This is a genomic window from Novosphingobium cyanobacteriorum, from assembly GCF_029436685.1.
GTDB classification, from domain to species: domain Bacteria; phylum Pseudomonadota; class Alphaproteobacteria; order Sphingomonadales; family Sphingomonadaceae; genus Novosphingobium; species Novosphingobium cyanobacteriorum.
Window position 1 is genome coordinate 116,902 of record NZ_JAROCY010000006.1, and the last position, 26,242, is coordinate 143,143.

The window sequence follows — 26,242 nt, forward strand, 5'->3', positions numbered from 1 at the left end:
ACATAAAAAAGGGGCGGCGTTGCCAGATGGCAGCGCCGCCCCTTTCTGCTTGAGTCTGATGCCGATCAGCGCAGGCGGATCGGCACGTAGATGGCGGGCTGGCCGCGGCGCTGGATGCGCAGCAGCACGGCTTCGCGGTTCTCCGCCTTGGCCTGCCTGACCACGGCTTCCAGCTCCGCCGCGGTGGTCACCGGCTTGTAGTTGGCCGAGAGGACGATGTCGCCACGCTGCAGGCCCTTGGCCCCGGCGTCGGCGGAATCGTCGACCGCGGTGATGACCACGCCCTTCACATCCTCGCCCACGCCGAGCTGGCGGGCGATGGTGGCGGTCATCGGGATCACCGCCACGCCCAGCGACTGCTGCACCACCGGCCCGGCGGGGGCCTTCTGCGCGGAGCCGCCATTGGGGCCGAAGCCGCCATCGTCGTCGCCATTGTCGGGGTCGAAGCTCTGCTTGGCGAGTTCCTCGTCGCTCGGCCGCTTGCCCACCACGGCCTGCACGGTCAGGCGCTGGCCATTGCGGATCAGCTCGATCGGGATGCGCTTGCCCGGAGGGGTGTTGGCAACGATGAACGACAGCGTCTGGTCCGGCGTCACTTCCTTGCCATCCACGGCCACGACCACGTCGCCCGGCTGCATCCCGGCCTTGGCCGCGCCCTGGCCAGGCTCGACCGACTGGATGAATTCGCCACGCTTCTTGGCGATGCCGAGCGAGGCGGCCAGATCGTCGGACAGCTGCTGGATGCGCACGCCGAGGTAGCCGCGATCGATCGCCTGCCCATTGCGCAGCTTGTCCACGATGGGCGCAGCGATTTCGGCGGGAATGGCGAAGCCGATGCCGACGCTGCCGCCGGTGGGCGAGAAGATGGCGTTGTTGATGCCGATGACGTTGCCGTTCATGTCGAACATCGGGCCGCCCGAGTTGCCCCGGTTGATCGAGGCGTCGGTCTGCAGGTAGCGGTCATAGGCCGAGCCCGAGCCGGTGTTGCGATAGACCGCCGAGATGATCCCGCTGGTCACCGTGCCGCCCAGGCCGAAGGGGTTGCCGATGGCGATCACCCAGTCACCCACGCGGGCATGGCGCGAATCGCCAAATTTCACGAAGGGGAACGGCTTTGTGCCGCTGATCTTCAGCACCGCAAGGTCCGAGGCGGCATCGCGGCCGACCAGCTTGGCCGGATAGTCGGTGCCGTCGGTCATGGTGACGGTGATCGATTCAACCTCTCCCTGCCCGTCGGCGGTGATCACGTGGTTGTTGGTGACCACATAGCCATCGGCAGAGATGATGAAGCCCGAACCGAGTGACTGCGCCTCGCGCGTCTGCGGTCCGCCATTGCCCTGCCCGCCGCCGAACAGATCGCCAAAGGGCGTTCCGGCAAACGGGTTCTGGTTCTGCACCTTCACCCGCTGGCGCGTGGAGATGTTGACCACTGCCGGCTGCAATTGCTGGGTCAGGTCCGCAAAGCTGGCGGGCGCCCCGGCGCGGGGCACCACAGACTGCATCTGGCTGCTGTCATTCTGGGCGACCTGCGCCCCTGCCGGAAAGCCGGTAGCCAGCGTCAGCGCGCTGCCGGCGAGGAGCAGCGCCGTAGTCACTCCATAAGCGTATCGCACGTGGCCTTGTCCTCTTTGTCTAATCCTGGTCGCGGAACGGTGATTCCGCTGCCGATCCCCGAACGGGATTCACGCTTCGTCGCATGAACGAAATTTGAATGGCAGCGGTTTCACCAGCGAAGTCACTTTCCGCGGAACTGGCGCAGATATTCGTTGTCGGGCGAGAGCACGATCGAGGTGCTCGACTGCTTTTGCGCGAAGGTGGTGTCATAGCTCTGCATCGCGCGGTAGAAATCATAGAACTGCGGATCCTTGCCGAAGCTCTCGGCATAGGTCTTGGCAGCCTGCGCTTCCGCTTCGGCCCGGATGATCTGCCCGGCCTTCTGGCCCTGTGCGCGGATCGTCGCGGCTTCCTGCTGGCGTGCGCTGATCATGCGGGTGAAGGCGCTTTCCAGCGGCGCTCCGTCGGGCAGGTCCGCCCGCTTGATGCGCACGTCGATCACCTGCGCGCCATATTCGCGCGCTTCAGCGTCCAGCCCCTTGCGGATGTTCTCCATCGCCTGCCCGCGCTCGGCGGTGAGCAGCGAGGCGAACGTGCGCTTGCCCAGTTCCTGGCGCAGCACCGAGTTGAGGATGGGCTGCAGCTGTTCCGCCACGCGGTCCACCGTTCCGGCCGTCTGGTACATCTTGACCGGATCGATCACGCGGAAGCGGGCATAGGCGTCCACTTCCAGCCGCTGCTGGTCGGCGCTGGTCACCTGCTGGCGCTCCATGCTCACGTCCAGCACGCGCTTGTCGATGGTGATCACCTGTTCAAAGAACGGGATGCGCCAGGTAAGGCCTGCCCCGGTCTGGCCGAAATCGGCATTGGGGCGGAAGCGGTTGACCACGCGCACCGGTTCACCCAGCCGCACGATCACCGCCTGTTCGGTCTCGTCCACTTCCTTGAGACAGGACAGCAGGCCGATGATGGCGATGATCACCGCGACCAGCGCAAGCTTCTGTTCGGCCCAGATCCGTTCGAGCGCGTTCATGGCTTGGCCTCCGACACGGGGGCAGGCGGCGGCGTCTGCTTCATCGCCGGCAACGGCAGGTAGGGCACCGTGCCGGGCGCCTCGACGATGACCTTGTCGGTCTGGCTCAGCACACGCTCCATCGTTTCGTAATACATGCGGCGGCGGGTCACCTCGGGCGCCAGCTTGTACTGCGCATAGACCTTGTCGAAAGCCGCGGCCTCACCCTGCGCACGCGCGGTCAGCTGCTGGGCCCAGGCGTTGGCGCGATTGATCTCGCTCTGTGCATCCTGCTGCGCGGCCAGCACTTCCTTGAACGCGTCCACCACCTTGGTCGGCGGGTCGGTCTTCTTGATGTCCACGCCCTGGATGGTCACACCCGCGCGATAGGCGTCGAGCACCCGCTGCATCCGGTCCCGCACGCTGGTTTCGATCGCGGCGCGGCCCGATCCCATCACCTGCCCCAGCGAGACTTCGGAAATGGACTGGCGCATCGCCGCCTCGGCCACTTCGCGAACGGTCTGGTCGGGATCGGCCAGCTGGTAGGAATAGAGCTTCAGGTCCTTGATGTTCCAGCGCACGATATAGCTGAGGTCGACAAGGTTCTGGTCGCTCGTCAGCATCAGCTTCTCGGCATCGCCCTCGGGGATCGATTCCCGGCGGATCTGGGTGACGTTCTCGGTCGTCACCGCCTGGAACGGCCAGGGCGCGGTCAGCGCCATGCCCGGCTTGAGCGTGCGGGAATAGGAGCCGAAGGTCGTGACCACACCCTCTTCCTGCGCGGAAACGCGGTGGACCATCGAGGTGCCGAGCCACAACAGCAGCACGGCCGCCACCACCAGCGGCGTCCACGATTTGCCATCGGGCCGCTGTGGCAGGCGGAACTGCGGGTTTGGCCCGCCGCGCCCGCCGTTGTTGCCACCACCACCTCCACCGCGCTTGCGGAAGATGTCCTCCAGGCTGGGACGCCGGTTGTCACCACCGGCAGAGGGCGGCAGCCAGGGGTTGCGCGGGCCGCCGGACTTGTCACCCGGCTTGCCGCCGGGCTGATCGGCCGCGGGCGGAGGGGATGCGGGAGGGCTCTCGCCATCGGGGGTGGACGGCTCTTCCGGGCCGGAACCGCCTTCTCCGCCTGACCCGCCCCAGGGACTGTTCTTGCCGGCCATCGCCCAGCCGCTGTGCTTCGCACGCTCACCAAAACTGCTCATGTCCCCGGTTATAGGGACGTTGCCTGCGAAAAACAGTGTCTCCTCCTCAAATTTCCTTGCTAGGGGAATGCCCGAAAGGACGGGCTTCGGCCCGGAGCGGGAACGGAACGTGGCAATCGAAGAGGCGGGTGACGAAACGGCGCTGGCACAGGCGCTGAAGCAGGTGGACCCGGCGCGCGTTCAGGCGGCGCGGGTGAAGGATGGCGTGGCCAGCGTTGTGCTCGACGTGGGCGGGCTGGAACGGCTGGAGCGCGACAAACTGGAAATGGCCGTGCGCGACGCGGCGCGAAAGGGCGGCGCCACCGACGTGCGCGTGGCGATGACCGCGGAAAAACGCGCCCGGCGGATCATCGCGGTGGGTTCTGGCAAGGGCGGCGTGGGCAAGTCCACGCTTTCGGCCAACCTTGCCGTGGCCATGGCACGGCTGGGGCGCAAGGTGGGGCTGGTCGATGCCGACATCTATGGCCCATCGCAGGCGCGGCTGCTTTCCACCGAAGGGCGCACGCCCGAAGCCAGCGACAGCAAGATGCACCCGGTGCAGAGCCCGTTCGGCGTGCCGCTGCTGTCCATGGGCCATCTGGTGCAGCCGGGGCAGGCCATCGCCTGGCGCGGGCCGATGGTGGGCAATGCGCTGAACCAGCTGATGGACGCGCACTGGGGCGATGCCGAGATCATCGTGGTCGACCTGCCGCCCGGCACCGGCGACATCCAGCTGACCATGCTGCAGAAGCACAAGCCGGCCGGAGCGGTGATCGTCTCAACCCCGCAGGATCTGGCGCTGATGGATGCGACCCGCGCGATAAGCCTGTTCGAGCAGGGGCAGATCCCGCTGATCGGCATGGTCGAGAACATGGCCGGCTATATCTGCCCGCATTGCGGCGAGGAAAGCGACCCCTTCGGCGTCGGCGGGGCGCAGGCTGCGGCGATGACCATGAACCTGCCGTTCCTGGGCCGCGTGCCGCTGGACATCCAGATCCGGCGGGAAAGCGACGCAGGCCATCCCGTGGCCGCAGGCGACGGACCGCAGGCCGAAGCATACCTGAATATCGCGCGCGCCGTGCTGGCGTGGCTGGACACGCACTAAGGTCATGCGGCTCAGCCGGCGCGGGCTGCTGATCGGCGCAGGGGCAGGCGGCGGCCTGTTGCTGGCGTTCGGGCTGCTGCCGCGCCGCTATGCCAGTGCGCTGGTGGCGGGCGAGGGCGAACGCGTGTTCGACAGCCTGCTGCGCATCGGCAAGGATGGCACGGTCAGCGTGGCAGTGCCGCTGTGCGAGATGGGCCAGGGCATCACCACGCTGGCGGCGCAGATCGTGGCGGTTGAGCTGGGTGCGGACTGGAAGCGCGTGGGCGTGGAGCCCGCGCCGGTCAGCCCGCATTATGGCGATCCGGTGCTGGCGGCGCGCTGGGCCTCGCTGTGGATGCCGCTGGCCGCAGGGCTGGCGGATTCGCCGGGCGACACGCTGGCCCAAGTCCATTCCGAGCGCGGGCCGATGATGATCACTGCCGAAGGCACTGCGCTGGCCGCATTCGAGGCGCCCCTGCGCGCCGCAGCGGCATCCGCCCGCGCCTGCCTGGCGCAGGCGGCGGCGGCGAAGTGGGGAGTCGGTTGGGAAACGCTGGAGGTGCGCGACCACGCCGTGATCAACGGCAGGCAGCGGCTGGGCTTTGCCGAACTGGCCGGACCCGCAGCCGACTATGACCCGCCATCGGTGCCCGTGCTGCGCGCGGAACCAGCGCGCGAAAAGCCGGGCGCCTTCCCCGAAGGCGGGCGCCTGCACTTCCCCCGGCTGGACCTGCCGGCCAAGGTGGACGGCAGCTTCGTGTTTGCGGGCGACGTACGCCTGCCCGGCATGGTCCATGCCGCAATCGCCCACGGCCCGCAGGGCGATGCGGTGCTGGCGAGCTATGACCGCAAGGCGGCGGCCGATGTGCCTGGCCTGGTCGGCGTGGTGAAGGCCAGGCGCTGGCTGGCGGCGGTGGGCGCGACCTGGCACGCCGCGGACAAGGCGCTGAAGGCGATGGACCCGCGCTTCAAGGCGGCGGGGCGGGTGGTCGATTCGGGCGCGCTGGACAGCCGGCTGGACCGCGCGCTGCGCAAGGGCGAGGCCACGGTGATCGCCGCCGAGGGCGACCCCACCGCGCTGCTGGCCAAGCCGAACCTGACCGCGCGCTATGACGTGGAGGCGGCGCTGCACGCCCCGCTGGAAACGCCCACCGCCACCGCGCGGATCGAGAACGGGCGGCTGGAGCTGTGGATCGCCACGCAGGCGCCCGAACAGGCCGCGCGGGCGGCGGCGCGTGGGGCGGGCATCGCCCGGCGCAACGTGGTGGTCTATCCCATGCACGCGGGCGGCAGCTTCGATGCGAAGCTTGACACGCGCATCGCGGCAGAGGCGGCGGCGATCTGCAAGGCGGTGAACCGCCCGGTGCAGCTGGTATGGTCACGTTGGCAGGATCTGCTCGCCACGTTCCCCCGCGCGCCCGCTTCGGCGCAGCTTTCCGCCGCAATGGGGCCCGATCGAAGGCAGCTGCTCGGCTGGCGCACCCGGCTGGCAATGCCCGCCACCGCGATCGAGGCGGGTGCGCGCCTGTTGGGCGAGGAAAGCGTGCCCGCTGCGCTGGCTGCCGCGAAGGACAGGGCTGACCCCCTCGCCTGCGAAGGCGCACTGCCGCTTTACGCCATTCCCGAAAAGGCGGTGGAGCATGTGCCGGTCAACCTGTCGCTGCCCACTGCGCGCCAGCGCGGCAATTCCCACGGCATTGCCGCTTTCCTGACCGAGAGCTTCATCGACGAGTGCGCGCATTTTGCCCGGGCGGAACCACTGTCTTTCCGCGTGGGCATGCTGGGCGGGCAACCCCGGCTGGTGGCCTGCCTGCAGGGCGTGGCGCGCATGGCGATGTGGGGCGGCGGTGCCGACGCATCGGGCCAGGGCATCGCCTGCCACCGCATGGACCTGAACGCGCCAGAGGGGCAGCGCAGCGGCTTCATCGCCGTGGTAGCCACCGCCCGGCAGGAAAACGGCGCCGTGCGGGTGGACCGCCTGTCCGCCTATGCCGATATCGGCCGCGTGGTGAATGTGGACGTGGCGCGCCAGCAGATCGAAGGCGGCATGGTCTTCGGGCTGGCGCAGGCCATCGGCGGCGCCACCGCATGGGCGCACGGGCTGCCGCAGGCCGGGCGGCTGGCGCAGCTGGGCCTGCCCCTGCTGGCCGATTGCCCGAAGATGGATGTTGCATTTGCCGATTCGAACGCCGAACCGTTCGATCCCGGCGAACTCGGCATGGTCGCAGTTGCGCCGGCCATCGCCAATGCCCTGTTTTCCGCAACCGGACTGCGTTTCCGCCGGTTGCCGCTGCTTTCCGAAGGAATCTGATGTCCTCTTCCGCCATCCTGCCGGCCGACCACCCGACCATCGCCACCGGCAAGGTCGGGGTGCTGCTGGTCAACCTCGGTACGCCCGATGCGCCCGATGCCGGCGCGGTGCGGCGCTATCTCGCCGAGTTCCTGTCAGACAAGCGGGTGGTGGAGATTCCTTCGCTGGTGTGGCAGCCGATCCTTCGCGGCATCATCCTGCGCACACGCCCGCAGAAATCGGCCCATGCCTATCAGCAGGTGTGGACCCCGGAAGGCTCGCCGCTGGCCGCGATCACGGCAGCGCAGGCCCGCGCACTGCAGGGGCGGCTGGGCGATGCGGCAATCGTCCGCCACGCCATGCGCTATGGCAAGCCGGCCGTGGCGGGGGAGCTTGACGCGCTGATCGAAGCCGGATGCGAGCGCATCCTCGTCGCGCCGCTCTATCCGCAATATTGCGCCGCCACCACCGCCAGCGTGCTCGACGCGATGGCCGACTGGATCAAGGCGCGCCGCCGCCTGCCCGCGCTGCGCACGCTGCCCCCCTATGGCGACGATGCGCAGACCATCGCCACGCTTCACACCGACCTTTCGCGCCAGATCGCCGCACTGGACTTCGATCCGGAGGTGCTGCTGCTTAGCTACCACGGCATGCCTGAGCGTACGCTGTTCCTGGGCGATCCCTATCACTGCCACTGCCGCAAGATGTCACGCCTGCTGGGCGATGCCTTTGCCACAAGCCATCCCGGCATGCGGCTGGTCACCAGCTTCCAGTCGCGCTTCGGCCGGGCCAAGTGGCTGGAACCGGCAACCGATACGGTGCTTCTGGAAGAAGCCGGCAGGGGCACGAAGAAGGTGGCCATCGCCGCGCCGGGCTTTTCCGCCGATTGCCTGGAAACGCTCGAAGAACTGGCGATTCGCGGCAAGGAGGACTTCATCGGCGCGGGCGGAACGCACTTCGCCGCGCTGGCCTGCCTCAATGCCGGGGATGCCGGCATGGACCTGCTGGAAAGCCTGGTGCGGCGCGAGCTTGCAGGCTGGATTTGACTTTGCTGACATGAATGTCATTAATTGCCCGGTTAAAGCTTAACCGGGAGAGACGAAGCCATGGCAAGCCTGGCGCCTTCGCAGGTTCACCTTGTCCAGACCGATCACGGCAACCCGCACTGGACCCGCCACCCCGGCGACAGTGCGCTGGACCACATCCCGGGCGAAGACGGCTGGCCTTTCGTGGGAACCACGCTGATGCAGCTGGCCGATCCGCTCGGCTTCGGGCAGCGCATGCTGGAAACATACGGCCCGGTCTATCGCACGCGCAGCTTCGGCCGGCGGCAGGTTGCGCTGATCGGCCCCGACGCCAACGAACTGGTGCTGTTCGATCGTGACAGGCTGTTTTCCAATGAGCAGGGCTGGGGCCCGATCCTCAACCTGCTGTTTCCGCGCGGTCTGATGCTGATGGACCACGAAGCGCACCGCATCGACCGGCGCGCGCTTTCGATCGCCTTCAAGCCCGACCCGATGCGCGCCTATTGCGGGCAGCTGAACGCCGACATCGCCCGCATGGCAGGTGCATGGGGCGCGGGCCCAATCCGCTTCTACGATGCGATCAAGGCGCTGACGCTGCAGACTGCGGCCACCAGCTTCATGGGTCTGCCGTTCGGTCCCGAGGCGGACAGGCTGAACAAGGCCTTCGTCAACATGGTGCAAGCCTCGATCGCGCCGGTGAGGCGCCCCCTGCCCTTCACCCGCATGGGCCGGGGTGTGGCGGGGCGGCGGATGATGGTGGACTTCTTCACGCCTCTGGTGCGGGAACGCCGCGCCCGCCCGGGGCAGGACATGTTCAGCCAGTTCGCGCTGGCCACGCGCGAGGACGGCAGCCTGCTGGCCGAAGATGTGGTGGTGGACCACATGATCTTCCTGATGATGGCGGCGCATGACACCATCACCAGTTCCTTCACCACGCTGGCATGGCACCTGGCGCGCAACCCGGAGTGGCAGGACAAGCTGCGCGCCGAGGCGCTGGCGGTGCTGGGCGGGCCTGGCCGGACGCTCGACTACGATTCGCTGGGCCGGATGGAGATGACCGAGCTGGCCTTCAAGGAAGCGCTGCGCATCATGCCACCGGTGCCGTCGCTGCCGCGCCGAGCGCTGCGCGATTTCACCTTCCACGGCTTTGCCATTCCGGCGGGCAGCACCGTGTCGATCAGCCCGGCGGCGGTCCATGCCGATCCTGCGCTGTGGCCCGATCCGACCCGCTTCGATCCGCTGCGCTTCACGCCTGACAAGGTGGCGGCGCGGCACAAGTATGCCTGGGTCCCCTATGGCGGCGGGGGCCACATGTGCCTTGGCCTGCACTTCGCCGCGATGCAGACCAAGGTTCTGGCGGCGCAGATCCTCACGCGCTACCGGCTGGAAGCGGCGCCGGGATACGAGCCTCGCTGGCAGGCCTGGCCGATCCCCAAGCCAAGGGATGGTCTGCGGCTGACTTTGCGGCCACTGGATTAATCGCCACTGACGGGGCCGGCGGCACCGACCCTGTTTCGGTCCGGCCGAAACTCCATCTGGCCCCATCACAGCCGAATCTGTTGACGATTCGCCGCTCCACCGCTAAGGGCCGCGCTTTCCGGCGGGTTTGCCCGCCTTTCGAGCAAACCAACGCCAATTCGACCGGGGCGTCCAGTGCGGCCCGGCAGAGGACAGAAACAGGACAGACATGGCCAATACGCCGCAAGCCCGCAAGCGCATCCGCCGCAACGAACGTCGCGCCGAAATCAACGGCAACCGCCTTTCCCGCATCCGCACCTTCGTGAAGAAGGTGGAGACCGCGCTGGCCGGTGGCGACAAGACCGCGGCTTCCGAAGCGCTGAAGGCTGCGCAGCCCGAGTTGGCCCGTGGCGTGGCCCGTGGCGTGCTCCACAAGAACACCGTGGCCCGCAAGATGAGCCGTCTGAGCAAGCGAGTCGCTGCGCTCTGATTCGGCTCTTGGCCCTCTCCTGAGGGCCAGCCATCAGCACAAAAACAGAACGTGGCCGGCGCCCAAATCGCCGGCCACTTTTTGTTTCTGCCCACTGTCACGAACGGTAACGGTGTGCAGGTGCAACAAGTCACGGAAACTTCGCGATTCGCGATCACCGCTAATTAAAATGATGTAATTTCAGTGACTTAGAAAATTATCACGGCATCCCGTGAGTCAAGAAGGTTTATTTCGGTTTTTTTACGACACCGCGCTTGCGAATCCCTCCCTACCCCCAATAGACAGTGCTTCCCGCTACCGGAGATTGTCCCTGCTACGGCAGGTTCGAAGCTGGCAGCTGGGTCACGAACATCAGCTGTTGAGAGGTCGGCGAACACCATGTCCGCCGACAAGGGGGAATTCATGCCTGCAACGGACACACGTTGCAGCATGCAGTTTGAGCGGGGCGGGGAAACGTGAAACTCGATGAATTCGGCAGCGGGCCGACGGCACGGGGCATTGGCGCAGACGCTGGCCCTGCGCATGGACGCGGCACACTCGCCAGGAAGGGACGTGACGGGGTAATGAACGAGGACCAGGAAGCACTGGATCTGGCCGCAGATTGGGCGGACATCAGCCAGGGGCTGAAGAAGGACCTCGGCTCGCAGCTGCACGCGCAGTGGATCAAGCCGATCCAGCTGGGCTCGTTCTGCAAGGACACCGGCACGCTGGACCTGTTCCTGCCGACCGAGTTCTCGGCCAACTGGGTGGCCGACCGCTTTGCCGATCGCCTTTCGCTGGCGTGGAAGATCGCGCGCAGCGAAGTGCGCCAGGTGCGCATCACCGTGCACCCGCGCCGCCGCGCCATGCCCGAACTGCGCGTGGGCGGCGATGCCGGCATGGCTCCGGCGCGTGTCCAGGGCATTCCCGCACCGGTGGTGGCCGATGCCATGGTCACCGGGCTCGACCCGTCGCTGACCTTTGCCGAATTCGTCTCAGGATCGGCCAACGTGCTGGCGGTGAACGCGGCGCAGCGCATGGCCGCGGTGGAAACGCCGCAGTTCTCGCCGCTCTACCTCAAGGGTTCGACCGGCCAGGGCAAGACCCACCTGCTCCACGCCATCGGCCACGCCTATGCCGCCAACAAGCCTGGCGCGCGCATCTTCTACTGCTCGGCCGAGCGCTTCATGATCGAGTTCGTCCAGGCCATGCGCCAGAACGAGATGATCGAGTTCAAGGCCCGCCTGCGCGGCTTTGACCTGCTGCTGGTGGACGACATCCAGTTCATCATCGGCAAGGCCAGCACGCAGGAGGAATTCCTGCACACCATCGACGCGCTGCTGGGCGCGGGCAGGCGGCTGGTGGTGGCGGCGGACCGCGCGCCGCAGGCCCTGGACGGGGTGGAGCAGCGCCTGCTTTCGCGCCTGTCGATGGGCCTGGTGGCTGATATCCAGCCCGCCGACATCGAGCTGCGCCGCAAGATCCTCGAACACCGCCTTGCCCGCTTCACCTCCACCCAGGTGCCGCAGGACGTGGTCGAATTCCTTGCCCGCACGATCAACCGCAACGTGCGCGAACTGGTCGGCGGGCTCAACAAGCTGGTCGCCTTCGCCCAGCTGACCGGGCAGCCGGTCTCGCTGAACCTGGCCGAAGAGCAACTGACCGACATCCTGTCGGCCAACCGCCGCCGGATCACCATCGACGAGATCCAGCGCACGGTCTGCCAGTTCTATCGCGTCGACCGTACCGAGATGGCCAGCAAGCGCCGCGCCCGTGCCGTGGTGCGCCCGCGGCAGGTGGCGATGTACCTGGCCAAGGTGCTCACCCCGCGCTCGTACCCGGAAATCGGCCGCAAGTTTGGCGGGCGCGACCATTCCACAGTGATCCACGCGGTGCGCCTGATCGAGGAACTGCGCACCCGCGATGCCGACATGGACGGCGACGTGCGCACCCTGCTGCGCCAGCTGGAAGACTGACCGCAGCAGGCCAAGGTTGCGCCGGCATCCTTCGACAGGCTCAGGATGAGCGGGGTTGGTTTTGTGGGATCGGACCCTTGCCAAACCGCTCGTGGTGAGCTTGTCGAACCACCACGGCGCAACCTCGCCGCGCTTGTCGAAGCGCTCCGCCGGCCCTAACTGCGGCGCATGACCCCCGACCGCCTCGACCGCTTCGCCCGCCATATCGTCCTGCCCGAAGTGGGCGGCGCCGGGCAGGCGCGGCTGGTGGAAAGCCATGTCGTGCTGGTGGGCGCGGGCGGCATCGGCAGTCCGGCGCTGCAATATCTGGCCGGGGCGGGCATCGGCCGGATCACCGTGATCGACGACGACTCGGTCGAGACAAGCAACCTGCAACGCCAGACGATCTTCACCGGTGCCGACATCGGCAAGCCCAAGGCCGAGGCGGCGGCGCAGTGGGTGCGTGCGTTTGATCCCGCGCTGGCCGTCACCGCCCATGTCACCCGCATATCCCGTGGCAACGCGGCCGACCTGATCGCCGGGGCGGACGTCGTGCTCGACGGCTGCGACAACTTCGCCACTCGGCTCGCCGTGTCCGACGCCTGCGTCGCTGCCGGCGTGCCGCTGACCAGCGCCGCGCTGGGCCGCTTCCAGGGCCAGGTCGCCAACTTCGCCGGGCACCGTTCAGACCACGCCTGCTATCGCTGCTTCGTGGGCGATGCCTTCGATGCCGAGGACTGCGACACCTGCGCGGACCTTGGCGTGCTGGGCGCAATGGTCGGCATGGTTGGCGCCTTCGGTGCGATGGCGGCGATGCGCGTGCTGCTCGAAGGCACCTCCTCGCTGGGCGATCCGCAGTGGGGCCAGCTCCACGTGCTCGACGGGATGAAGCCCTCGCTGCGCTCGATGCGCATCGTCAAGGACCCGGAATGCAGGGGTTGCGGCGGGGCGGCCTAGGTTTTCGCGCAAAGACGCGAAGACGCGAAGGGGTTCGCGCAGAGCCCGCAGTGGGCCCAGAGGCTTTAAAGCCTGCGGCGCAGCCGCCCTACTGCCTCCCTGTCTCTGCGATCTCTGCGCGAATCCAATTTCAGCCGAGCAGCTCGTCCACCCAAGCCGGAACGATCTCGGTCGCCGGGCCCAGTCGCGATTCGTGGAACCACGCCGAGCCCTGCGAGCGCTCCAGGTTCAGTTCCAGCGTCTGCAACCCCAGCTCGCGCGCAGTGCGCACGAAGCCGGCGGCGGGATAGACCGCGCCTGAGGTGCCGATCGACACGAACAGGTCCGCTGCGCCCAGCGCCTGATAGATGTCCTCCATGCGATAGGGAATCTCGCCGAACCACACGATGTCGGGCCGCAGCGCCGCCTTTCCGCAGGCCGGGCACGGCGGACGGTGGAGCAGCGGCCCGGTCCAGCGGCTGCGCGCGTCGCAGGCATTGCACCATGCGTTGAGGTGTTCACCATGCATGTGCAGCACATCCAGCGCGCCGCCCCGCTCGTGCAGGTCGTCCACGTTCTGCGTCACGATCAGCACTTGCGCACCCGGTGCCTTCTTCGGCCATTCCCGCTCCAGCCGGGCGAGCGCGCGGTGCGCGGCGTTGGGCTCCTTGGTCTGGATCGCCGCGCGCCGCATGTCGTAAAAGCGCAGCACCAGTTCGGGATCACGGGCGAAGGCTTCGGGCGTGGCCACGTCCTCCACCCGGTGCTGTTCCCACAGCCCGCCGCCGCCCCGGAAGGTGTCGATGCCGGATTCGGCGGAAACGCCTGCGCCGGTGAGGATCACGATGTTGCGAATGTGGCTCATCCCGCCCATGAAGCACGCCTTCAATGGGGTGAGCAATGGCGAGAATCGGAATCATCGGCAGCGCGGGACGCATGGGCAACGCGCTGCAGGCGGCGGTCGCGGCGGCAGGGCATGACTATGCCGGCGGCATCGACAAGGGTGGAGACCCGCTGGCGCTGGCGCAGGCGAGCGACGTGCTGGTGGACTTTTCCGCCCCCGCTGCACTGGAATACAACCTTGATGCGGCGATCCACGCGGGCAAGCCGATCGTGGTTGGCACCACGGGGCTTGAAGAGCGCCACCACTGGCTGGTCGATGCCGCGGCGGTGAGCGTGCCCGTGCTGCAGACCGGCAACACCTCGCTGGGCGTGACGCTGCTGTCCTACCTCGTGCGCGAGGCGGCGCAGCGGCTGGGCGAAGACTGGGACATCGAGATCGTGGAGACGCACCACCGCATGAAGGTGGACGCGCCATCGGGCACCGCGATCCTGCTGGGCGAAGCGGCGGCGCGCGGGCGCGGCGTATCCCTTCATGAAGAGGAAGTGCGCGGGCGCGACGGCATCACCGGCGCGCGCAAGGCCGGGACCATCGGCTTTGCCAGCCTGCGCGGCGGCACCGTGGCGGGGGACCATTCGGTCCACTTCCTGGCGGACAACGAACGGCTGACCCTGTCGCACCTTGCCGAGAACCGCGGCATCTTTGCCCGCGGCGCGATCCGCGCGGCGGAATGGCTGCTCGACAAGAAGGCGGGCCGCTACACCATGCCCGAGGTGCTCGACCTTTGAACAAGGCGGCGATCTTCGAATTCTTCCGCCGGCTGGCAGAGGCCAATCCCGATCCGCAGACCGAGCTGGAGTTCGGCAACATCTACCAGCTGCTGGTGGCGGTGACGCTGTCCGCGCAGGCGACCGACGTGGGGGTGAACAAGGCCACGCGCGCCCTGTTCGCCAGGGTGAAGACCCCGCAGGACATGCTCGACCTGGGCGAAGAGGGGCTGAAGCAGCACATCAAGACGATCGGCCTGTTCAATTCGAAGGCCAAGAACGTGATGGCGATGGCGGAAATCCTCGTCCGCGATCACGGCGGCGATGTGCCCAACGATCGCGATGCGCTGACCGAGCTGCCCGGCGTGGGTCGCAAGACCGCCAACGTGGTGCTGAATTGTGCCTTCGGCGCGGAAACCTTTGCGGTCGACACGCATATATTCCGGGTCGGCAACCGCACGGGGCTGGCCAAGGGCAAGACGCCGCTCGCCGTGGAGAAGCAGCTGGAAAAGAAGGTGCCGCAACCCTTCCGGGTGGGCGCGCACCACTGGCTGATCCTCCACGGGCGCTATGTCTGCAAGGCGCGCACGCCGGAATGCTGGCGCTGCCCGGTGGTTGACCTTTGCGGATACAAGGCGAAAATCCTCGAAAAGGGGGCCAAGCCGGCGACTCAGCAGGGCCGCGCGGCAGCAAAGGAGAGCTGAGCATGAAAGCCCTTAAGCTGTTTGCAGGCGCCGCCGCGCTGCTCGTCACCGCTGGATGCGCGCCGATGGCGGGCGGGGGCAACGACGGCCATGGCAAGAATGTGCCCGCCGCCACGCTGGCCGGCCCGCCGCAAAGCTGCATCCCCATCGTCCAGATCAACGAAAGCCGGGTGCGCGATGACTGGACCATCGATTTCCGCGTCGGCAGCCAGTGGTATCGCAACAGCCTGCCCAACCGCTGCAACAACCTCGGCTTCGAACGGTCCTTCTCCTATTCCACCTCGCTTTCGCAGCTGTGCAACGTGGACATCATCACGGTGATCCAGACGGGCGCCGGCGGTGGCCCGCGCGGATCGTGCGGACTGGGCCAGTTCCAGCCGGTGACGCTGGCGAAGTAGCGCCTGGTTGCCGCTCACGCGGAAGCGGCACCGGCCCACTCCCCCGCCCGACCACCCAACGGAATTGTACGCTATGGGTGGTCGGGCGGGGGAGTGGGCCGGTGCCGCAACCCTGTTTCAGTGTAACTGAAACAGAAGCTAAGCCTCAGGATCGAGATGCAGCCCCTTGCGCCCATGCTCGGGCGTATCGTGCGGGGGCACGGTTTCGGGTGCGTCGGGGTCCAGCGGCGGCTGCAGCATGCCTTCCCACTTGGTGATGACCGATGTCGCCACCGCATTGCCGACCACGTTGGTGGCGGTGCGGCCCATGTCGAGGAACGTGTCCACGCCCAGGATCAGCGCGATCCCTTCCACCGGCAGGCCGAACTGCGTCAGCGTGGCGGCGATCACCACCAGGCTGGCGCGCGGCACGCTGGCGATGCCCTTGCTGGTGACCATCAGCGTCAGCAGCATGGCGATCTGCTGCCCCATGCTCAGGTGGATGTCATAGGCCTGCGCGATGAACATCGTGGCGAAGCTGGTGTACATCATGCTGCCATCGAGGTTGAACGAATAGCCCAGCGGCAGCACGAAGCCGGAGATGCGGCGCGGCACCCCGAAACGGTCGAGCTGTTCGAACAGCTTGGGCAGCGCAGATTCAGAACTCGCGGTGGCAAAGGCCAGCAGCAGCGGCTCACGGATATAGCGCGCCAGCAGCAGCACCCGCTTGCCCAGGAACACGCCGCCCGCCGAAAGCAGCAGCACCCACAGGATCAGCAGCCCGAAGTAGAACTCGCCCATGAACACGCCATAGGTGACGACGATGCCCAGCCCCTTGGTGGCGATGACCGAGGCCATCGCCCCGAACACCGCCAGCGGCGCGGCCTTCATCACATAGTCGGTCACCGTCAGCATCAGCGTGGCCAGCGCCTCCGCCCCGCGCAGCAGCGGCGCGCCCTGCTCCCCGATGGCCGAAAGCGCCACGCCCGCAAACAGCGAGAACACCAGCACCTGCAGCACGTTGTTCTGCGCCATCGCGTCGATGATGCTGGTGGGGAATACCGACAGCACGAAGTGGCGCACGGTGAAGTCCGCCGTGGCCAGCTCGCCCACCGGCGTCGTGGCGGTGAACTGCAGCCCGTGGCCCGGCTGGAACAGGTTCACCAGCACCAGCCCCAGCCCGATCGAGATCAGGCTGGCGGTGATGAACCAGGCCAGCGCGCGCCCGCCGATGCGGCCCAGCGCGCTGCTGTCACCCATGCTGGCGATGCCGGTGACGATCGTCGCCATCACCAGTGGCGCGATGATCATCTTGATCAGGTGCAGGAACACCTCGGGCAACAGCTTCAGCAGGTCGGCAATCTGCGCCAGCTGCTTGCTGTCTGCCGGATAGGCCTGGTTCAGCGCGAAGCCGACGGCGATGCCGGCCAGCAGGCCGATGAGGATGTAGAAGGTAAGCCTGCGCGCCAAGGTCCCGGTCCCTGCAATATTGTTGCGGACGAGACTAACGACCTTTCCCGCGAAGCCCAAGCGCCTTTGGCGGGTGTAGTGCTGTGGTGGTCCGACAAGCTCACCACGAGCGACTTGGGTATTTCCAAATAACCGAAAAAGCACCCAACCCCGCTCACCCTGAGCCTGTCGAAGGGTGCTGGCGCGACCTGGCCTCTCTCAGCGCCCCGTCTGCGCGCGGTGCAGCAGCTTCTGGTCCGCCAGCACCAGCGCCATCATCGCTTCCACCACCGGCACGCCGCGAATGCCCACGCAGGGGTCGTGCCGGCCCTTGGTGAACAGCTCGGTCGCCTCGCCCTCGCGCGTGATCGTGGGCATGGGGGTGAGGATCGAACTGGTCGGCTTGAACGCCACGCGCACCGTCACCGGCTGCCCGGTGGAGATGCCGCCCGCAATCCCGCCCGCATGGTTTGCCGTGAACAGCGGTCCATCATTGCCCGGCCGCATCGGGTCGGCATTGCCTTCGCCGGTGTTGGCTGCGGCGGCGAACCCGTCGCCGATCTCCACGCCCTTCACCGCGTTGATGCCCATCATCGCGTGGGCCAGTTCCGCGTCGAGCTTGGCATAGAGCGGCGCGCCCCAGCCGGCGGGCACGCCCGTGGCCACGCATTCCACCACCGCGCCCAGCGAAGACCCGCTCTTGCGCGCTTGGTCCACCAGCGCCTCCCAGCGCGCGGCGGCCTGTGCATCGGGGCAGAAGAACGGATTCCGGCCGATCTCAGCCGCGTCGAAGTTCGCCATGTCGATGGCGTCACCACCGATGGCGCTGACCCAGGCGAGGATCTGCACTTCGGGGATCACCGCCCGCGCCACCGCGCCCGCCGCCACGCGGCTGGCCGTCTCGCGCGCGCTCGACCGGCCACCGCCGCGATAGTCGCGAAAGCCGTACTTCGCGTCATAGGCATAGTCGGCATGGCCAGGGCGATAGGCCTTGGCCACGTCGCCATAGTCCTTGGACCGCTGGTCCACGTTCTCGATCATCAGGCTGATCGGGGTGCCGGTCGTGCGTTGGATTCCATCTTGGCCCTCGAACACGCCCGACAGGATCTTCACCGCATCCGGCTCCTGCCGCTGCGTGGTGAAGCGCGATTGGCCGGGGCGGCGCGCATCGAGGAACGGCTGGATGTCCGCTTCCGACAGCGGCAGGCCCGGCGGGCACCCGTCCACCACCGCGCCGATGGCCGGCCCGTGGCTTTCCCCCCAGGTGGTGAAGCGGAACGCGTGTCCGAAGGTGTTGAAGCTCATGGCCGCGCGCTTTGTCGGAAATCCGCGCAAAAGTCCACCGGCACGGGCGTGCTGCGGTGGTTCGACAAGCTCACCCCAAGCGGATATGGACGGCCACATACAAACCCCGCTCGCCCTGAGCTTGTCGAAGGGCCCCACCCCGGACCCGCCCATGTTCCTCGTCGTCTTCCGCAACCGCAAGCGCGTCGATCTCGACGCCGCCGCCTACGGGGCCGATGCGCAGGCGATGGAGGACCTCGCGGCCCGGCAGCCCGGCTTCCTCTCCTTCAAGAGCTACACTGCGGAAGACGGCGAAGTGATCGCCCTGTCCGAATGGACCGACGAAGCCGCCGCGCTCGCCTGGCGCAAGGTGGCCGAACACGCCGCAATGCAGGCGAAAGGCCGCAGCGACTACTACGAAGACTACACCCTCTTTGCCGGCACCCCCAACCGCGTCCACCGCTTCAGCAGGAAAGCCCCATGACCACTCTCTATGGCATACCCAACTGCGACACCGTGAAGAAGGCGCGCGCCTGGCTTGATGCCAGGGGCATCGCTTACACCTTCCACGACTACAAGAAGCAGGGCGCTCAACCCGAGCGCATCGCCGGCTGGATCGCGCAGGCGGGGCTGGGCAAGGTGGTGAACAAGGCTGGCACCACCTTCCGCAAGCTGGACGCGGCCGATCAGGCGGCGCTGGATACGGACGGCGCCCCGGCGGTGCTGGCGGCGAACACATCGGTGATCAAGCGGCCCATCGTCGAGCATCCCGGCGGGCTGCTGGTCGGCTTCAAGGAAGCGGAGTGGGCGGCGGCGTTCTGAGCGCCGGCAGCCCACCCCGCTGCGACTAGCTTCGCTTTGCTCAGCAAGTCTCGCTCCCCTCCCGCCTGCGGGAGGGGTTGGGGGTGGGCCCTTGGCAATTACCCCCGCAACCTCCGCAACGCCCGGTTCGCCAGCGCCTTCACCCGGTTCGACGCCGGATAGGGCGCCGGCGAGCGCGGGTTCAGGCCCACGCCGCGCAGCACGTGGTTGAAGGCGCGCGCGTCCGCTTCGGCAAAGCTCCATTCCGATCGCCAGGTGACCGAGAGCGAGACCGACACGCCATCGCCGTTCTGCACCCAGTGCGGCGCCTTCACCGGCACGTGGATCGCCTCGCCCGGATGGATCGTGATCGCCACGCCCTTGCCCGCGAAGTCCTCCTGCCACGGCAGGTTGCGGTGATGCTGGCCGAGGTGGAACGCCTCATGCACATGCGGCGCGAAGATCGCCTCGTCGTCGCCCGGAAACACCGTCATCGTCTTTGATCCGCGCACTTGCAGCAGGATGTTGTGTTCGGGATCGAAGTGGAACGGCGTCACCGCGCCGGGCGAGCTGATGAAGATGAAGCCTTCCTGCCGCAGCATCGCGCCCGTGCGCGGCTGGACCACATGGGCCAGGTCCCCCAGGATGCTTTCCATCAGATCGCGATAGGCCGCCACCTGCTCGATCCGCTTGAGCACCACCCACACGCCTGCACTTTCCAGCCCTTCCAGCGCCTGTTCCAGCGCGCGTTCGGGCGTCGGCACGTCTTCGGGCGCAATGCCCACGGGCAGGTTGCCGGGATTGTATTCGATCGAATCGGCCGGCAGCTCGCGCGCCAGCTGCTGCAGCGCGGGCAGGCCGAGCAGCGGATGCGCCAGCAGGCCATGCGTCAGCTTCATCGGCTGCACCGGGTATCCCCCGGCAAAGGTGGTCAGGGCCTCTGGCGTAAAGAAACGGGGGTCACCCATGGGCGCGCCTTCAAACGGAAACACACGACGCGGCATAGCGCGCGGGCGTTAATTCCCCCTTTCTCTCTTGATGCTTAACCCCATCGCAAAGCATTGGCCCTATGCCCGCATGCGATGACCCGCTGCTACATCACCATCGATACCGAGTACGACTTCGGCTTCACCCGCCGCACAGGCGCGAATTCGCGCTGCGCCAACTTCGATCGGTCGATCGCCTGCGTCACCCCCGGCGGCGCGGTGGGCACGGTCTATCAGATGGATCGCTTCGATGCGCACGGGCTGAAGGCGGTGTTCTTCGTTGATCCCATGCCCGCGCTGATATGGGGCGTGGCGGCGATCGAGGACGTGGTCGGCCCGATCGTGGCGCGCGGGCACGATGTGCAGTTGCACATCCACACCGAATGGCTGGAACTGGCAGGCACCAGCAGCCCGGTCGGCAGCCGCACAGGCCTGAACATCAAGGACTTCACCTTCGAGGAGCAGTGCGCGCTGCTCACCTACGCGCGCAACGTCCTCGTCGCCGCAGGCGCACCGGCCCCGGTCGCCTTCCGCGCCGGCAACTATGGCGCCAACGACGATACCCTGCGCGCTCTGGCCGAGATCGGCCTCGCCTATGACACCAGCTTCTGCCCCGGCATCGCCCAGTCGCACTGCGCCATATCGCTCGACCGCGCGGTGCGTGTGCCGGTTATGCACCAAGGCGTGATCGAAGTGCCCATCGGCTGCATCGCCGGGCACGGCGGCACGTTGCGCCATGCGCAGGTCACCGCAATCTCTGCCGCGGAAACACTGGCTGCGCTGCACCACCACCGCCGCCACGGGATCGACAGCTTCACGCTTGTCTCGCACAGCTTCGAACTGCTCAGCCGCGATCGCAGCCGCGTGAACGAGATCGTGCGCCGCCGCTTCGAACGGCTCTGCGCCGCGCTCGAAAAGGCCGAGGGCGTGGCCACCGGCACTTATGCCGATCATCCACCCGCCGTGGCCCCCACCGGCGCGACCGCCGGCACGCCGCCGTTCAGCCCGCTTCGCACCGGCCTGCGCCTCGCCGAACAGGCGCTGGCCAACGCGCTCTATGGTGCGCGATGACCACCCAGACCGTCCCCATCAAGTTCGTCGTCGGCTCGCGCAAGCTGCTCTCGGTGCCGCGCGTGGTGCAGACGCTGGCCTTCGGGCTGGATGACCTGATCGGCGGCACCCTGCCCCAATGGCCTGCACCGGGTCCACAGGTGCAGGGCCTGCGCATCCTCTCCGCCCCGGCCAGCCAATTGGGCGCGATCCGCGCGCGCTATCCCGGCTATCTCGTCGGCGGGCTGCAGCACTACCGCCGCTTCTATATCGAGATGGAGGGGCGGACCTATGCCGATTACCTCGGCCTGTTCTCGTCCAAGACCCGCTCCACCTTCAACCGAAAGCGGCGCAAGCTGGCCGAGGCCAGCGGCGGCGCGCTCGACCTGCGCGAGTTCCATGGCGAGGCCGATGTCGAGGCCTTCATGGCCGATGCCGTGCCGCTCTCGCGCCGCACCTACCAGACCCGCCTGCTCGATGCCGGCCTGCCCGAAGGGCCGGAGGCCATCGCCGCGATGAAGGCGCTCGCCCGCAGGGACGAACTGCGCGCCTACATCCTCTACATCGGCGGCCAGCCGGCCAGCTATCTCTACCTGCCCACCACCGGCGGCGTGGTGACCTATGCCTTCCTCGGCTACGATCCCGACCATGCCCACCTCTCGGTCGGCACGGTGCTGCAGATGGAAGTGCTTGAGCGCCTCTTCGGCGAAGCGCGCTATCGCTACTTCGATTTCACCGAGGGCGAAGGCGCGCACAAGCAGATGTTCGGCACCGCCTCCATTGCAGCCTGCAGCTTCTTCCTGCTGCGCCCCAGCGTGCCCAACCGCGCGCTGATGGGTGGGCTCAACGCCTTCGATGGCGGCGTGGCGCTGGCCAAGCGGCTGGCGGAGCGCGGCGGCGCGCTGGCCCGCGTGCGCCAGCTGCTGCGCGGCTGACGCGCATGAAGGCCGCCCTGCGCGCGCTGGCCGGGCTGCTGGTGCGCGATTACCGGATCAACTGGATCTACGCCGCCGAGGGCACCAGCCCCCTGCTGCTGCGCCCGGACGAGGCGATCCGCCCAGTGGACGAAGCCCTGCGCAACCAGCTCGCGCAGAGCCGCACCGCCAAGGTCGCCAACAGCCTCTCCTACGCCAACGCCGGGCTTGAAGGGCTCGCCCTTCTCCGCGATGGCGATCCGCTCTGCGTCGCCCATTTCGCGCAAGGTGCGCAATACGGTCGGGCCGCCACCTGGCCACTGCGCTCGGGCGAAGTGGCGCTGATGGACATCGCCACCGAAGACGCCGCACGCGGGCAGGGCCTCGCCCCGCGCATGATCGCGGCGGCCTCGCGCCATTTTCTTGGGGCAGGCGCCTTGCGCATGATCGCCTTCATCTGGTGGAGCAACACGCCCTCGGTCCGCGCCTTCCGCAAGGCAGGCTGGCGCCGAATCGGCCTCAGCCTTGAATGGCAGGGGCGTGGGCCCTGGCGAAAGCTGCATATCCCGCTCTGATCCGGCATCGGGAACAAAGACCTTCGGAAAGTCTTAACCCTGTAGCGAAACTGTGCTACTTACACCGTTGTGAGCAAATCCCAACTCAACCCGCCCCATCTCTACCCCATCGCCGTCGATCCTGCGGACATCGACTTCATGGGCCACGTGAACAACGCGTCCTACCTCAAATGGGTGCAGGACGCGGTGATCGATCACTGGCGCGCGTTCGCCCCGGTTGAGGCGGTGAAGCAGTACCTGTGGGTCGCCACCACCCATTCGATCACCTACCGCCGCCCCACCTTCCTTGATGACACGGTGATTGCGGAAGTGATCCTCGAAAAGGTCCAGGGCGCCCGCGCCTTCTACGAAACCGTGATCAAGCGCGGCGAGGAAGTGCTGGCCGAGGTCAAGTCCAGCTGGTGCTGCATCGACGCCGACACTATGCGCCCGGCCAGGCTGGCGCGCGAACTGGTGGAGAAGTTCCTGCCCTCCTCCACCACGCCCGCTGCTCAGCGCCAGTAATCGCGGCGCTGCATGCCGTCATAGCGCCCGCTGTCGAGACAGCAGCGCTTGAAACCTCTTCCCCGAACCGCACGGGCACGGGTCGCGACGCCCCAGCCGTTCAAGCAGTTCGATGCTTGCCGGATCATCCGGGCCGCCGCGCACCGTACGCAGCCCCCGCTTGACGCGGGTCTCGCTGGGGAACCCCTTACGGCGCTTCGACGTGCGCTCGAAAGGACGGCTGTAGGTCGTGGTATGCGGTCTTCATGTCTGCCTCCATCGTGAAGGGTGTGGGACAAGGTTGATTCAGTGCAGCTGGCGGCGTTCCGGCTTGGCCACCACCTGCCACCGATCGCGGTACAGCAACTGGCCAGGATCGCGGGTCCACGTCCGCTGCACCGGCACACCGCAATCCTCGATCAGCGCACAGAGCGCATGGGCATGCGCCACCATTTCGCGCGCGTCGTCGCGAAACCAGCAGACGCCGTCGGACCAGCGTCGGCCCTTGGCGCAGACGTGAAACCGGTCGGGCACCGGCAACCAGTCCCCGAACCAGTCGAGTTCGCGCCGCAAAGCAATCAGGACGGGCGTATCCTCGGTCCGCTCGTTCCAGATGGCATAGGCGGCGCGAAACGGGCCCGGCGCCACGCTCGCACGCGTGACCGTCCCGGGCGTCGTGAAACGCACAAACATTGGAAATTTCCCGCAAGGCGCTGCCGCACGCCCCGCAACCGATGGCGTCGGGTCCGAATGCGGTCAGCGATGTCGCAACAAAAGGGTCGAACGCGCGCGTGCGCGGCTTACTTCGGGCCCTGTGGCTCAAGGACTGCAAACATGGGCTACCCTCCTGAGCAGGCGCGACGCGGACCATCCGCGATCGGGTGCGCGCCCTTACTGCGCGCCAGTGCGGTTTGCAAGCGCCGGGATCTTCAGTCCAGCCTCTTCACCGTCACGATATAATTCAGCGCCAAATCGTCAGACAGGTGCAGGCCCTTTGACGGCCCCCACGCGATCCCCATCGGGTTGCCCATGGCCAGCCCCACCCCAGCCAGCAGGTCGTGCAGTTCGATCGGGGTGATGAAGTCGTCCCAATGGTGCGTGCCGCGCGGCACCAGCCCCATCCGTTCGGCGCCCTCCACCATCAGCAGGCGCGATGCGGTGGTGCGGTTGGGGGTGGAAAGCACCATCAGCCCGCCCTCGCCCAGCCGCTCTGCCAGCGCGCGAAGGAACGCCGCCTTGTCCGCCACGTGCTCGATCACTTCCAGGCAGGTGACGAGGTCGAAGGTCGGCAGGCCCAGCGCGGCCAGTTCGCCATGGCGGTAATCGATGGTCAGCCCGCCCGCCTCGGCATGGGTGCGCGCCGCCGCGATGTTCTCCTGCGCCGCATCCACGCCCGTCACCGCCGCACCCAGCCGCGCCAGCGGTTCGCACAGCAGTCCCGCGCCGCAGCCGACGTCGAGCGCGGTGCGGCCCTTCAGCGGCTTCAGGCCACGCGAATCGGTGGCGAAGTGCGCGTCGATCGCGCTGCGGATGAAGCCCAGCCGCACCGGGTTGAGCCGGTGGAGCATCGCGCTCGATCCCTTGTGGTCCCACCACTCGGCGGCAAGCTGGCCAAAGTGTGCGGCTTCGTCCGGGCGGATCGTTGTTGCATTGCTCATGAACCCTTCCTAAAGCGCCGCCACCCTGCGGTCCACCGGTCTGCCGGGCAAGATTCTTACGTTTTCAGGAGCAAGCCTTGGCCCGGATCGTGATGAAATTCGGCGGCACGTCGATGGCCGGCACCGAGCGCATCCGCCGTGTCGCCCGCATCGTGCAGCGCCAGCAGGCCGCGGGGCACGAAGTCGCCGTGGTCGTTTCGGCGATGGCGGGCGAGACCGATCGCCTTGTCAATTTCTGCCGCGAAGCCAGCCCGCTGTATGATCCCGCCGAATACGACGTGGTCGTGGCTGCGGGGGAACAGATCACCTCGGGCCTGCTGGCAATGCACCTGCAGGCGCTGTGCTGCAAGGCGCGTTCGTGGCTCGGCTGGCAGCTGCCGGTGCGCACTGACGATGCGCACAGCAAGGCGCGCATCGAGGATATCGATTCGGACGAACTGCTGGCCAGCATGGCCGCGGGCGAGATTGCGGTGATCCCGGGATTCCAGGGTCTGACCGCCGGCAACCGCGTCACCACGCTGGGCCGGGGCGGCTCCGACACGTCGGCCGTGGCCGTGGCGGCCGCGATTAAGGCCGATCGCTGCGACATCTACACCGATGTCGATGGGGTCTATACCACCGACCCGCGCATCGTGGCCAAGGCGCGCAAGCTGAAGAACGTGACGTACGAGGAAATGCTGGAGCTGGCCTCGGTCGGGTCCAAGGTGCTGCAGACCCGCTCGGTCAGCCTTGCGATGAAGGAAGGCGTGCGGGTGCAGGTGCTGTCCTCGTTCATCGATGACGACGCGCCCGCTGCCGACACCATCCCCGGCACGATGATTGTCTCCGACGAAGAGCTCGAAGGATTGGAAATGGAACGCCAGCTGATCACCGGCATCGCCGCCGACAAGAACGAGGCCAAGGTCACCCTGACCCGCGTGGCCGACCGCCCCGGCGCAGTCGCGTCGATCTTCGCGCCGCTGGCCGAAGCCAACATCAACGTTGACATGATCATCCAGAACATCGCCAAGGACAAGGGCGAGACCGACGTGACCTTCACCTGCCCGCAGGCGGACCTCGCCCGCACGCAGGCGCTGCTGGAAGAGCGCAAGGAGCAGATCGGCTTCTACCGCATGATCGCCGACAGCAAGGTGGCCAAGGTCTCGGTCGTCGGCGTCGGCATGCGCAGCCACGCCGGTGTCGCCAGCACGATGTTCAAGTCGCTGGCCGATCGCGGCATCAACATTCAGGCGATCAGCACCAGCGAGATCAAGGTCTCTGTCCTGATCGACGCCGACGAGGTGGAACTGGCCGTCCGCGTGCTCCACACCGCGTACGGACTCGACGCGGCATAAGCCCTTCTCAGAGGGGGCTCAGTCGGCTTCAGTCGACTTCAACCCCCTC

The 26,242-nt window shown here is 67.3% G+C and carries 27 protein-coding genes; 17 read left to right on the forward strand and 10 right to left on the reverse strand.

What is annotated here, in order from left to right:
* Positions 1 to 65 precede the first annotated feature (65 nt).
* The 3 genes from POM99_RS08290 to hflK all read right to left on the reverse strand — a co-directional run bounded on the left by POM99_RS08290 (position 66) and on the right by hflK (position 3,774).
* Positions 66 to 1,613, reverse strand: a complete 1,548-nt coding sequence (locus POM99_RS08290; protein WP_277276637.1) for a Do family serine endopeptidase — start codon at positions 1,611 to 1,613, stop codon at positions 66 to 68.
* Between the two features lie 122 nt (positions 1,614 to 1,735).
* Positions 1,736 to 2,587: a protease modulator HflC gene (gene hflC / locus POM99_RS08295; RefSeq protein WP_277276639.1), complete on the reverse strand. Its 852-nt coding sequence runs from the start codon at positions 2,585 to 2,587 to the stop codon at positions 1,736 to 1,738.
* A complete protein-coding gene (gene hflK, locus POM99_RS08300) occupies positions 2,584 to 3,774 on the reverse strand; it encodes a protease modulator HflK (RefSeq protein ID WP_277276641.1) in 1,191 nt (396 codons plus the stop codon). The genes hflC and hflK overlap by 4 nt, the downstream gene beginning before the upstream one ends.
* Positions 3,775 to 4,093: 319 nt before the next feature.
* Between hflK and POM99_RS08305 the strand changes: the two genes are divergently transcribed.
* The 7 genes from POM99_RS08305 (at position 4,094) to POM99_RS08335 (ending at position 12,991) form a co-directional block, all read left to right on the forward strand.
* The gene (locus tag POM99_RS08305) at positions 4,094 to 4,858 is read left to right on the forward strand and encodes an Mrp/NBP35 family ATP-binding protein (protein WP_277276833.1); all 765 of its coding nucleotides are present in this window, start codon (positions 4,094 to 4,096) and stop codon (positions 4,856 to 4,858) included.
* Between the two features lie 4 nt (positions 4,859 to 4,862).
* Complete coding sequence (locus POM99_RS08310) at positions 4,863 to 7,148, forward strand: xanthine dehydrogenase family protein molybdopterin-binding subunit (RefSeq protein ID WP_277276643.1); 2,286 nt, start codon at positions 4,863 to 4,865, stop codon at positions 7,146 to 7,148.
* Positions 7,148 to 8,173: a ferrochelatase gene (gene hemH, locus POM99_RS08315; RefSeq protein ID WP_277276646.1), complete on the forward strand. Its 1,026-nt coding sequence runs from the start codon at positions 7,148 to 7,150 to the stop codon at positions 8,171 to 8,173. The genes POM99_RS08310 and hemH overlap by 1 nt, the downstream gene beginning before the upstream one ends.
* 60 nt (positions 8,174 to 8,233) lie before the next feature.
* On the forward strand, positions 8,234 to 9,631 hold the full coding sequence (locus tag POM99_RS08320) for a cytochrome P450 (RefSeq protein ID WP_277276648.1): 1,398 nt from the start codon (positions 8,234 to 8,236) through the stop codon (positions 9,629 to 9,631).
* A 208-nt stretch (positions 9,632 to 9,839) separates the two neighbouring features.
* The gene (gene rpsT, locus POM99_RS08325; RefSeq protein WP_277276650.1) at positions 9,840 to 10,100 is read left to right on the forward strand and encodes a 30S ribosomal protein S20; all 261 of its coding nucleotides are present in this window, start codon (positions 9,840 to 9,842) and stop codon (positions 10,098 to 10,100) included.
* A gap of 563 nt (positions 10,101 to 10,663) precedes the next feature.
* Positions 10,664 to 12,055, forward strand: coding sequence for a chromosomal replication initiator protein DnaA (gene dnaA, locus POM99_RS08330; protein WP_277276836.1), 1,392 nt, complete (start codon positions 10,664 to 10,666; stop codon positions 12,053 to 12,055).
* Between the two features lie 168 nt (positions 12,056 to 12,223).
* Entirely contained in the window at positions 12,224 to 12,991 is a 768-nt protein-coding gene (locus POM99_RS08335) for a HesA/MoeB/ThiF family protein (protein WP_277276652.1), read from the forward strand.
* Between the two features lie 130 nt (positions 12,992 to 13,121).
* Here POM99_RS08335 and POM99_RS08340 read toward each other — a convergent pair whose 3' ends face one another.
* Positions 13,122 to 13,835 (reverse strand): NAD-dependent deacylase, encoded by a 714-nt coding sequence (locus POM99_RS08340; protein WP_277276654.1) that lies wholly within the window; start codon positions 13,833 to 13,835, stop codon positions 13,122 to 13,124.
* A gap of 35 nt (positions 13,836 to 13,870) precedes the next feature.
* Between POM99_RS08340 and dapB the strand changes: the two genes are divergently transcribed.
* From dapB to POM99_RS08355, 3 genes are read left to right on the forward strand one after another with little or no spacing between them, the layout of a single operon-like run.
* On the forward strand, positions 13,871 to 14,599 hold the full coding sequence (gene dapB, locus POM99_RS08345; protein ID WP_277276656.1) for a 4-hydroxy-tetrahydrodipicolinate reductase: 729 nt from the start codon (positions 13,871 to 13,873) through the stop codon (positions 14,597 to 14,599).
* Entirely contained in the window at positions 14,596 to 15,282 is a 687-nt protein-coding gene (gene nth / locus POM99_RS08350) for an endonuclease III (RefSeq protein WP_277276658.1), read from the forward strand. Before dapB ends, nth begins: the two co-directional genes overlap by 4 nt.
* A gap of 2 nt (positions 15,283 to 15,284) precedes the next feature.
* Positions 15,285 to 15,680 carry a hypothetical protein gene (locus POM99_RS08355; protein ID WP_277276660.1) on the forward strand — a complete coding sequence of 132 codons (396 nt, stop codon included), beginning with the start codon at positions 15,285 to 15,287 and terminating at the stop codon, positions 15,678 to 15,680.
* 138 nt (positions 15,681 to 15,818) lie between these two features.
* On the opposite strand, the gene POM99_RS08360 is transcribed toward POM99_RS08355, so the two are convergent.
* Both POM99_RS08360 and aroC read right to left on the reverse strand, forming a co-directional pair.
* Entirely contained in the window at positions 15,819 to 17,129 is a 1,311-nt protein-coding gene (locus tag POM99_RS08360; RefSeq protein WP_277276662.1) for a dicarboxylate/amino acid:cation symporter, read from the reverse strand.
* A 198-nt stretch (positions 17,130 to 17,327) separates the two neighbouring features.
* On the reverse strand, positions 17,328 to 18,413 hold the full coding sequence (gene aroC, locus POM99_RS08365) for a chorismate synthase (RefSeq protein ID WP_277276665.1): 1,086 nt from the start codon (positions 18,411 to 18,413) through the stop codon (positions 17,328 to 17,330).
* 121 nt (positions 18,414 to 18,534) lie between these two features.
* Here aroC and POM99_RS08370 point away from each other — a divergent pair, with 121 nt between their 5' ends.
* Together POM99_RS08370 and POM99_RS08375 are read left to right on the forward strand one after the other, a co-directional pair.
* Complete coding sequence (locus POM99_RS08370) at positions 18,535 to 18,876, forward strand: antibiotic biosynthesis monooxygenase family protein (RefSeq protein WP_438822996.1); 342 nt, start codon at positions 18,535 to 18,537, stop codon at positions 18,874 to 18,876.
* Positions 18,873 to 19,214: an arsenate reductase gene (locus POM99_RS08375; protein ID WP_277276667.1), complete on the forward strand. Its 342-nt coding sequence runs from the start codon at positions 18,873 to 18,875 to the stop codon at positions 19,212 to 19,214. Before POM99_RS08370 ends, POM99_RS08375 begins: the two co-directional genes overlap by 4 nt.
* A 98-nt stretch (positions 19,215 to 19,312) precedes the next feature.
* On the opposite strand, the gene POM99_RS08380 is transcribed toward POM99_RS08375, so the two are convergent.
* On the reverse strand, positions 19,313 to 20,161 hold the full coding sequence (locus POM99_RS08380) for a cupin-like domain-containing protein (protein WP_277276669.1): 849 nt from the start codon (positions 20,159 to 20,161) through the stop codon (positions 19,313 to 19,315).
* Positions 20,162 to 20,275: 114 nt separating this feature from the next.
* On the opposite strand from POM99_RS08380, the gene POM99_RS08385 reads away from it, so the two are divergent.
* From POM99_RS08385 to POM99_RS08400, 4 genes are all read left to right on the forward strand, one after another.
* Entirely contained in the window at positions 20,276 to 21,250 is a 975-nt protein-coding gene (locus tag POM99_RS08385) for a polysaccharide deacetylase family protein (RefSeq protein ID WP_277276671.1), read from the forward strand.
* Positions 21,247 to 22,164 (forward strand): GNAT family N-acetyltransferase, encoded by a 918-nt coding sequence (locus tag POM99_RS08390; RefSeq protein ID WP_277276673.1) that lies wholly within the window; start codon positions 21,247 to 21,249, stop codon positions 22,162 to 22,164. Before POM99_RS08385 ends, POM99_RS08390 begins: the two co-directional genes overlap by 4 nt.
* Before the next feature lie 5 nt (positions 22,165 to 22,169).
* Complete coding sequence (locus tag POM99_RS08395) at positions 22,170 to 22,718, forward strand: GNAT family N-acetyltransferase (RefSeq protein ID WP_277276675.1); 549 nt, start codon at positions 22,170 to 22,172, stop codon at positions 22,716 to 22,718.
* A 69-nt stretch (positions 22,719 to 22,787) separates the two neighbouring features.
* Positions 22,788 to 23,222 carry an acyl-CoA thioesterase gene (locus POM99_RS08400; RefSeq protein WP_277276677.1) on the forward strand — a complete coding sequence of 145 codons (435 nt, stop codon included), beginning with the start codon at positions 22,788 to 22,790 and terminating at the stop codon, positions 23,220 to 23,222.
* 18 nt (positions 23,223 to 23,240) lie between these two features.
* Here POM99_RS08400 and POM99_RS22475 read toward each other — a convergent pair whose 3' ends face one another.
* From POM99_RS22475 to ubiG, 3 genes are all read right to left on the reverse strand, one after another.
* Positions 23,241 to 23,366, reverse strand: a complete 126-nt coding sequence (locus POM99_RS22475) for an SEC-C metal-binding domain-containing protein (protein WP_369011637.1) — start codon at positions 23,364 to 23,366, stop codon at positions 23,241 to 23,243.
* A gap of 141 nt (positions 23,367 to 23,507) precedes the next feature.
* Positions 23,508 to 23,894, reverse strand: a complete 387-nt coding sequence (locus POM99_RS08405; RefSeq protein ID WP_277276678.1) for a hypothetical protein — start codon at positions 23,892 to 23,894, stop codon at positions 23,508 to 23,510.
* Between the two features lie 236 nt (positions 23,895 to 24,130).
* Positions 24,131 to 24,859, reverse strand: a complete 729-nt coding sequence (gene ubiG, locus POM99_RS08410) for a bifunctional 2-polyprenyl-6-hydroxyphenol methylase/3-demethylubiquinol 3-O-methyltransferase UbiG (RefSeq protein ID WP_277276680.1) — start codon at positions 24,857 to 24,859, stop codon at positions 24,131 to 24,133.
* 77 nt (positions 24,860 to 24,936) lie between these two features.
* On the opposite strand from ubiG, the gene POM99_RS08415 reads away from it, so the two are divergent.
* Entirely contained in the window at positions 24,937 to 26,193 is a 1,257-nt protein-coding gene (locus POM99_RS08415; protein WP_438822997.1) for an aspartate kinase, read from the forward strand.
* The last annotated feature ends 49 nt before the right edge of the window (positions 26,194 to 26,242 follow it).

Coding starts and splice junctions, on each gene's coding strand:
- POM99_RS08320 (WP_277276648.1), top strand. CDS start 8,234: ATGGCAAGCCTGGCGCCTTCGCAGGTTCACCTTGTCCAGACCGATCAC.
- POM99_RS08340 (WP_277276654.1), bottom strand. CDS start 13,835: ATGAGCCACATTCGCAACATCGTGATCCTCACCGGCGCAGGCGTTTCC.
- hflC (WP_277276639.1), bottom strand. CDS start 2,587: ATGAACGCGCTCGAACGGATCTGGGCCGAACAGAAGCTTGCGCTGGTC.
- POM99_RS08405 (WP_277276678.1), bottom strand. CDS start 23,894: ATGTTTGTGCGTTTCACGACGCCCGGGACGGTCACGCGTGCGAGCGTG.
- hemH (WP_277276646.1), top strand. CDS start 7,148: ATGTCCTCTTCCGCCATCCTGCCGGCCGACCACCCGACCATCGCCACC.
- POM99_RS08305 (WP_277276833.1), top strand. CDS start 4,094: ATGACCGCGGAAAAACGCGCCCGGCGGATCATCGCGGTGGGTTCTGGC.
- POM99_RS08395 (WP_277276675.1), top strand. CDS start 22,170: ATGAAGGCCGCCCTGCGCGCGCTGGCCGGGCTGCTGGTGCGCGATTAC.
- dnaA (WP_277276836.1), top strand. CDS start 10,664: ATGAACGAGGACCAGGAAGCACTGGATCTGGCCGCAGATTGGGCGGAC.
- rpsT (WP_277276650.1), top strand. CDS start 9,840: ATGGCCAATACGCCGCAAGCCCGCAAGCGCATCCGCCGCAACGAACGT.
- POM99_RS08375 (WP_277276667.1), top strand. CDS start 18,873: ATGACCACTCTCTATGGCATACCCAACTGCGACACCGTGAAGAAGGCG.
- POM99_RS08355 (WP_277276660.1), top strand. CDS start 15,285: ATGAAAGCCCTTAAGCTGTTTGCAGGCGCCGCCGCGCTGCTCGTCACC.
- ubiG (WP_277276680.1), bottom strand. CDS start 24,859: ATGAGCAATGCAACAACGATCCGCCCGGACGAAGCCGCACACTTTGGC.
- POM99_RS08380 (WP_277276669.1), bottom strand. CDS start 20,161: ATGGGTGACCCCCGTTTCTTTACGCCAGAGGCCCTGACCACCTTTGCC.
- dapB (WP_277276656.1), top strand. CDS start 13,871: ATGGCGAGAATCGGAATCATCGGCAGCGCGGGACGCATGGGCAACGCG.
- hflK (WP_277276641.1), bottom strand. CDS start 3,774: ATGAGCAGTTTTGGTGAGCGTGCGAAGCACAGCGGCTGGGCGATGGCC.
- POM99_RS08385 (WP_277276671.1), top strand. CDS start 20,276: ATGACCCGCTGCTACATCACCATCGATACCGAGTACGACTTCGGCTTC.
- POM99_RS08310 (WP_277276643.1), top strand. CDS start 4,863: ATGCGGCTCAGCCGGCGCGGGCTGCTGATCGGCGCAGGGGCAGGCGGC.
- POM99_RS08335 (WP_277276652.1), top strand. CDS start 12,224: ATGACCCCCGACCGCCTCGACCGCTTCGCCCGCCATATCGTCCTGCCC.
- aroC (WP_277276665.1), bottom strand. CDS start 18,413: ATGAGCTTCAACACCTTCGGACACGCGTTCCGCTTCACCACCTGGGGG.
- POM99_RS08390 (WP_277276673.1), top strand. CDS start 21,247: ATGACCACCCAGACCGTCCCCATCAAGTTCGTCGTCGGCTCGCGCAAG.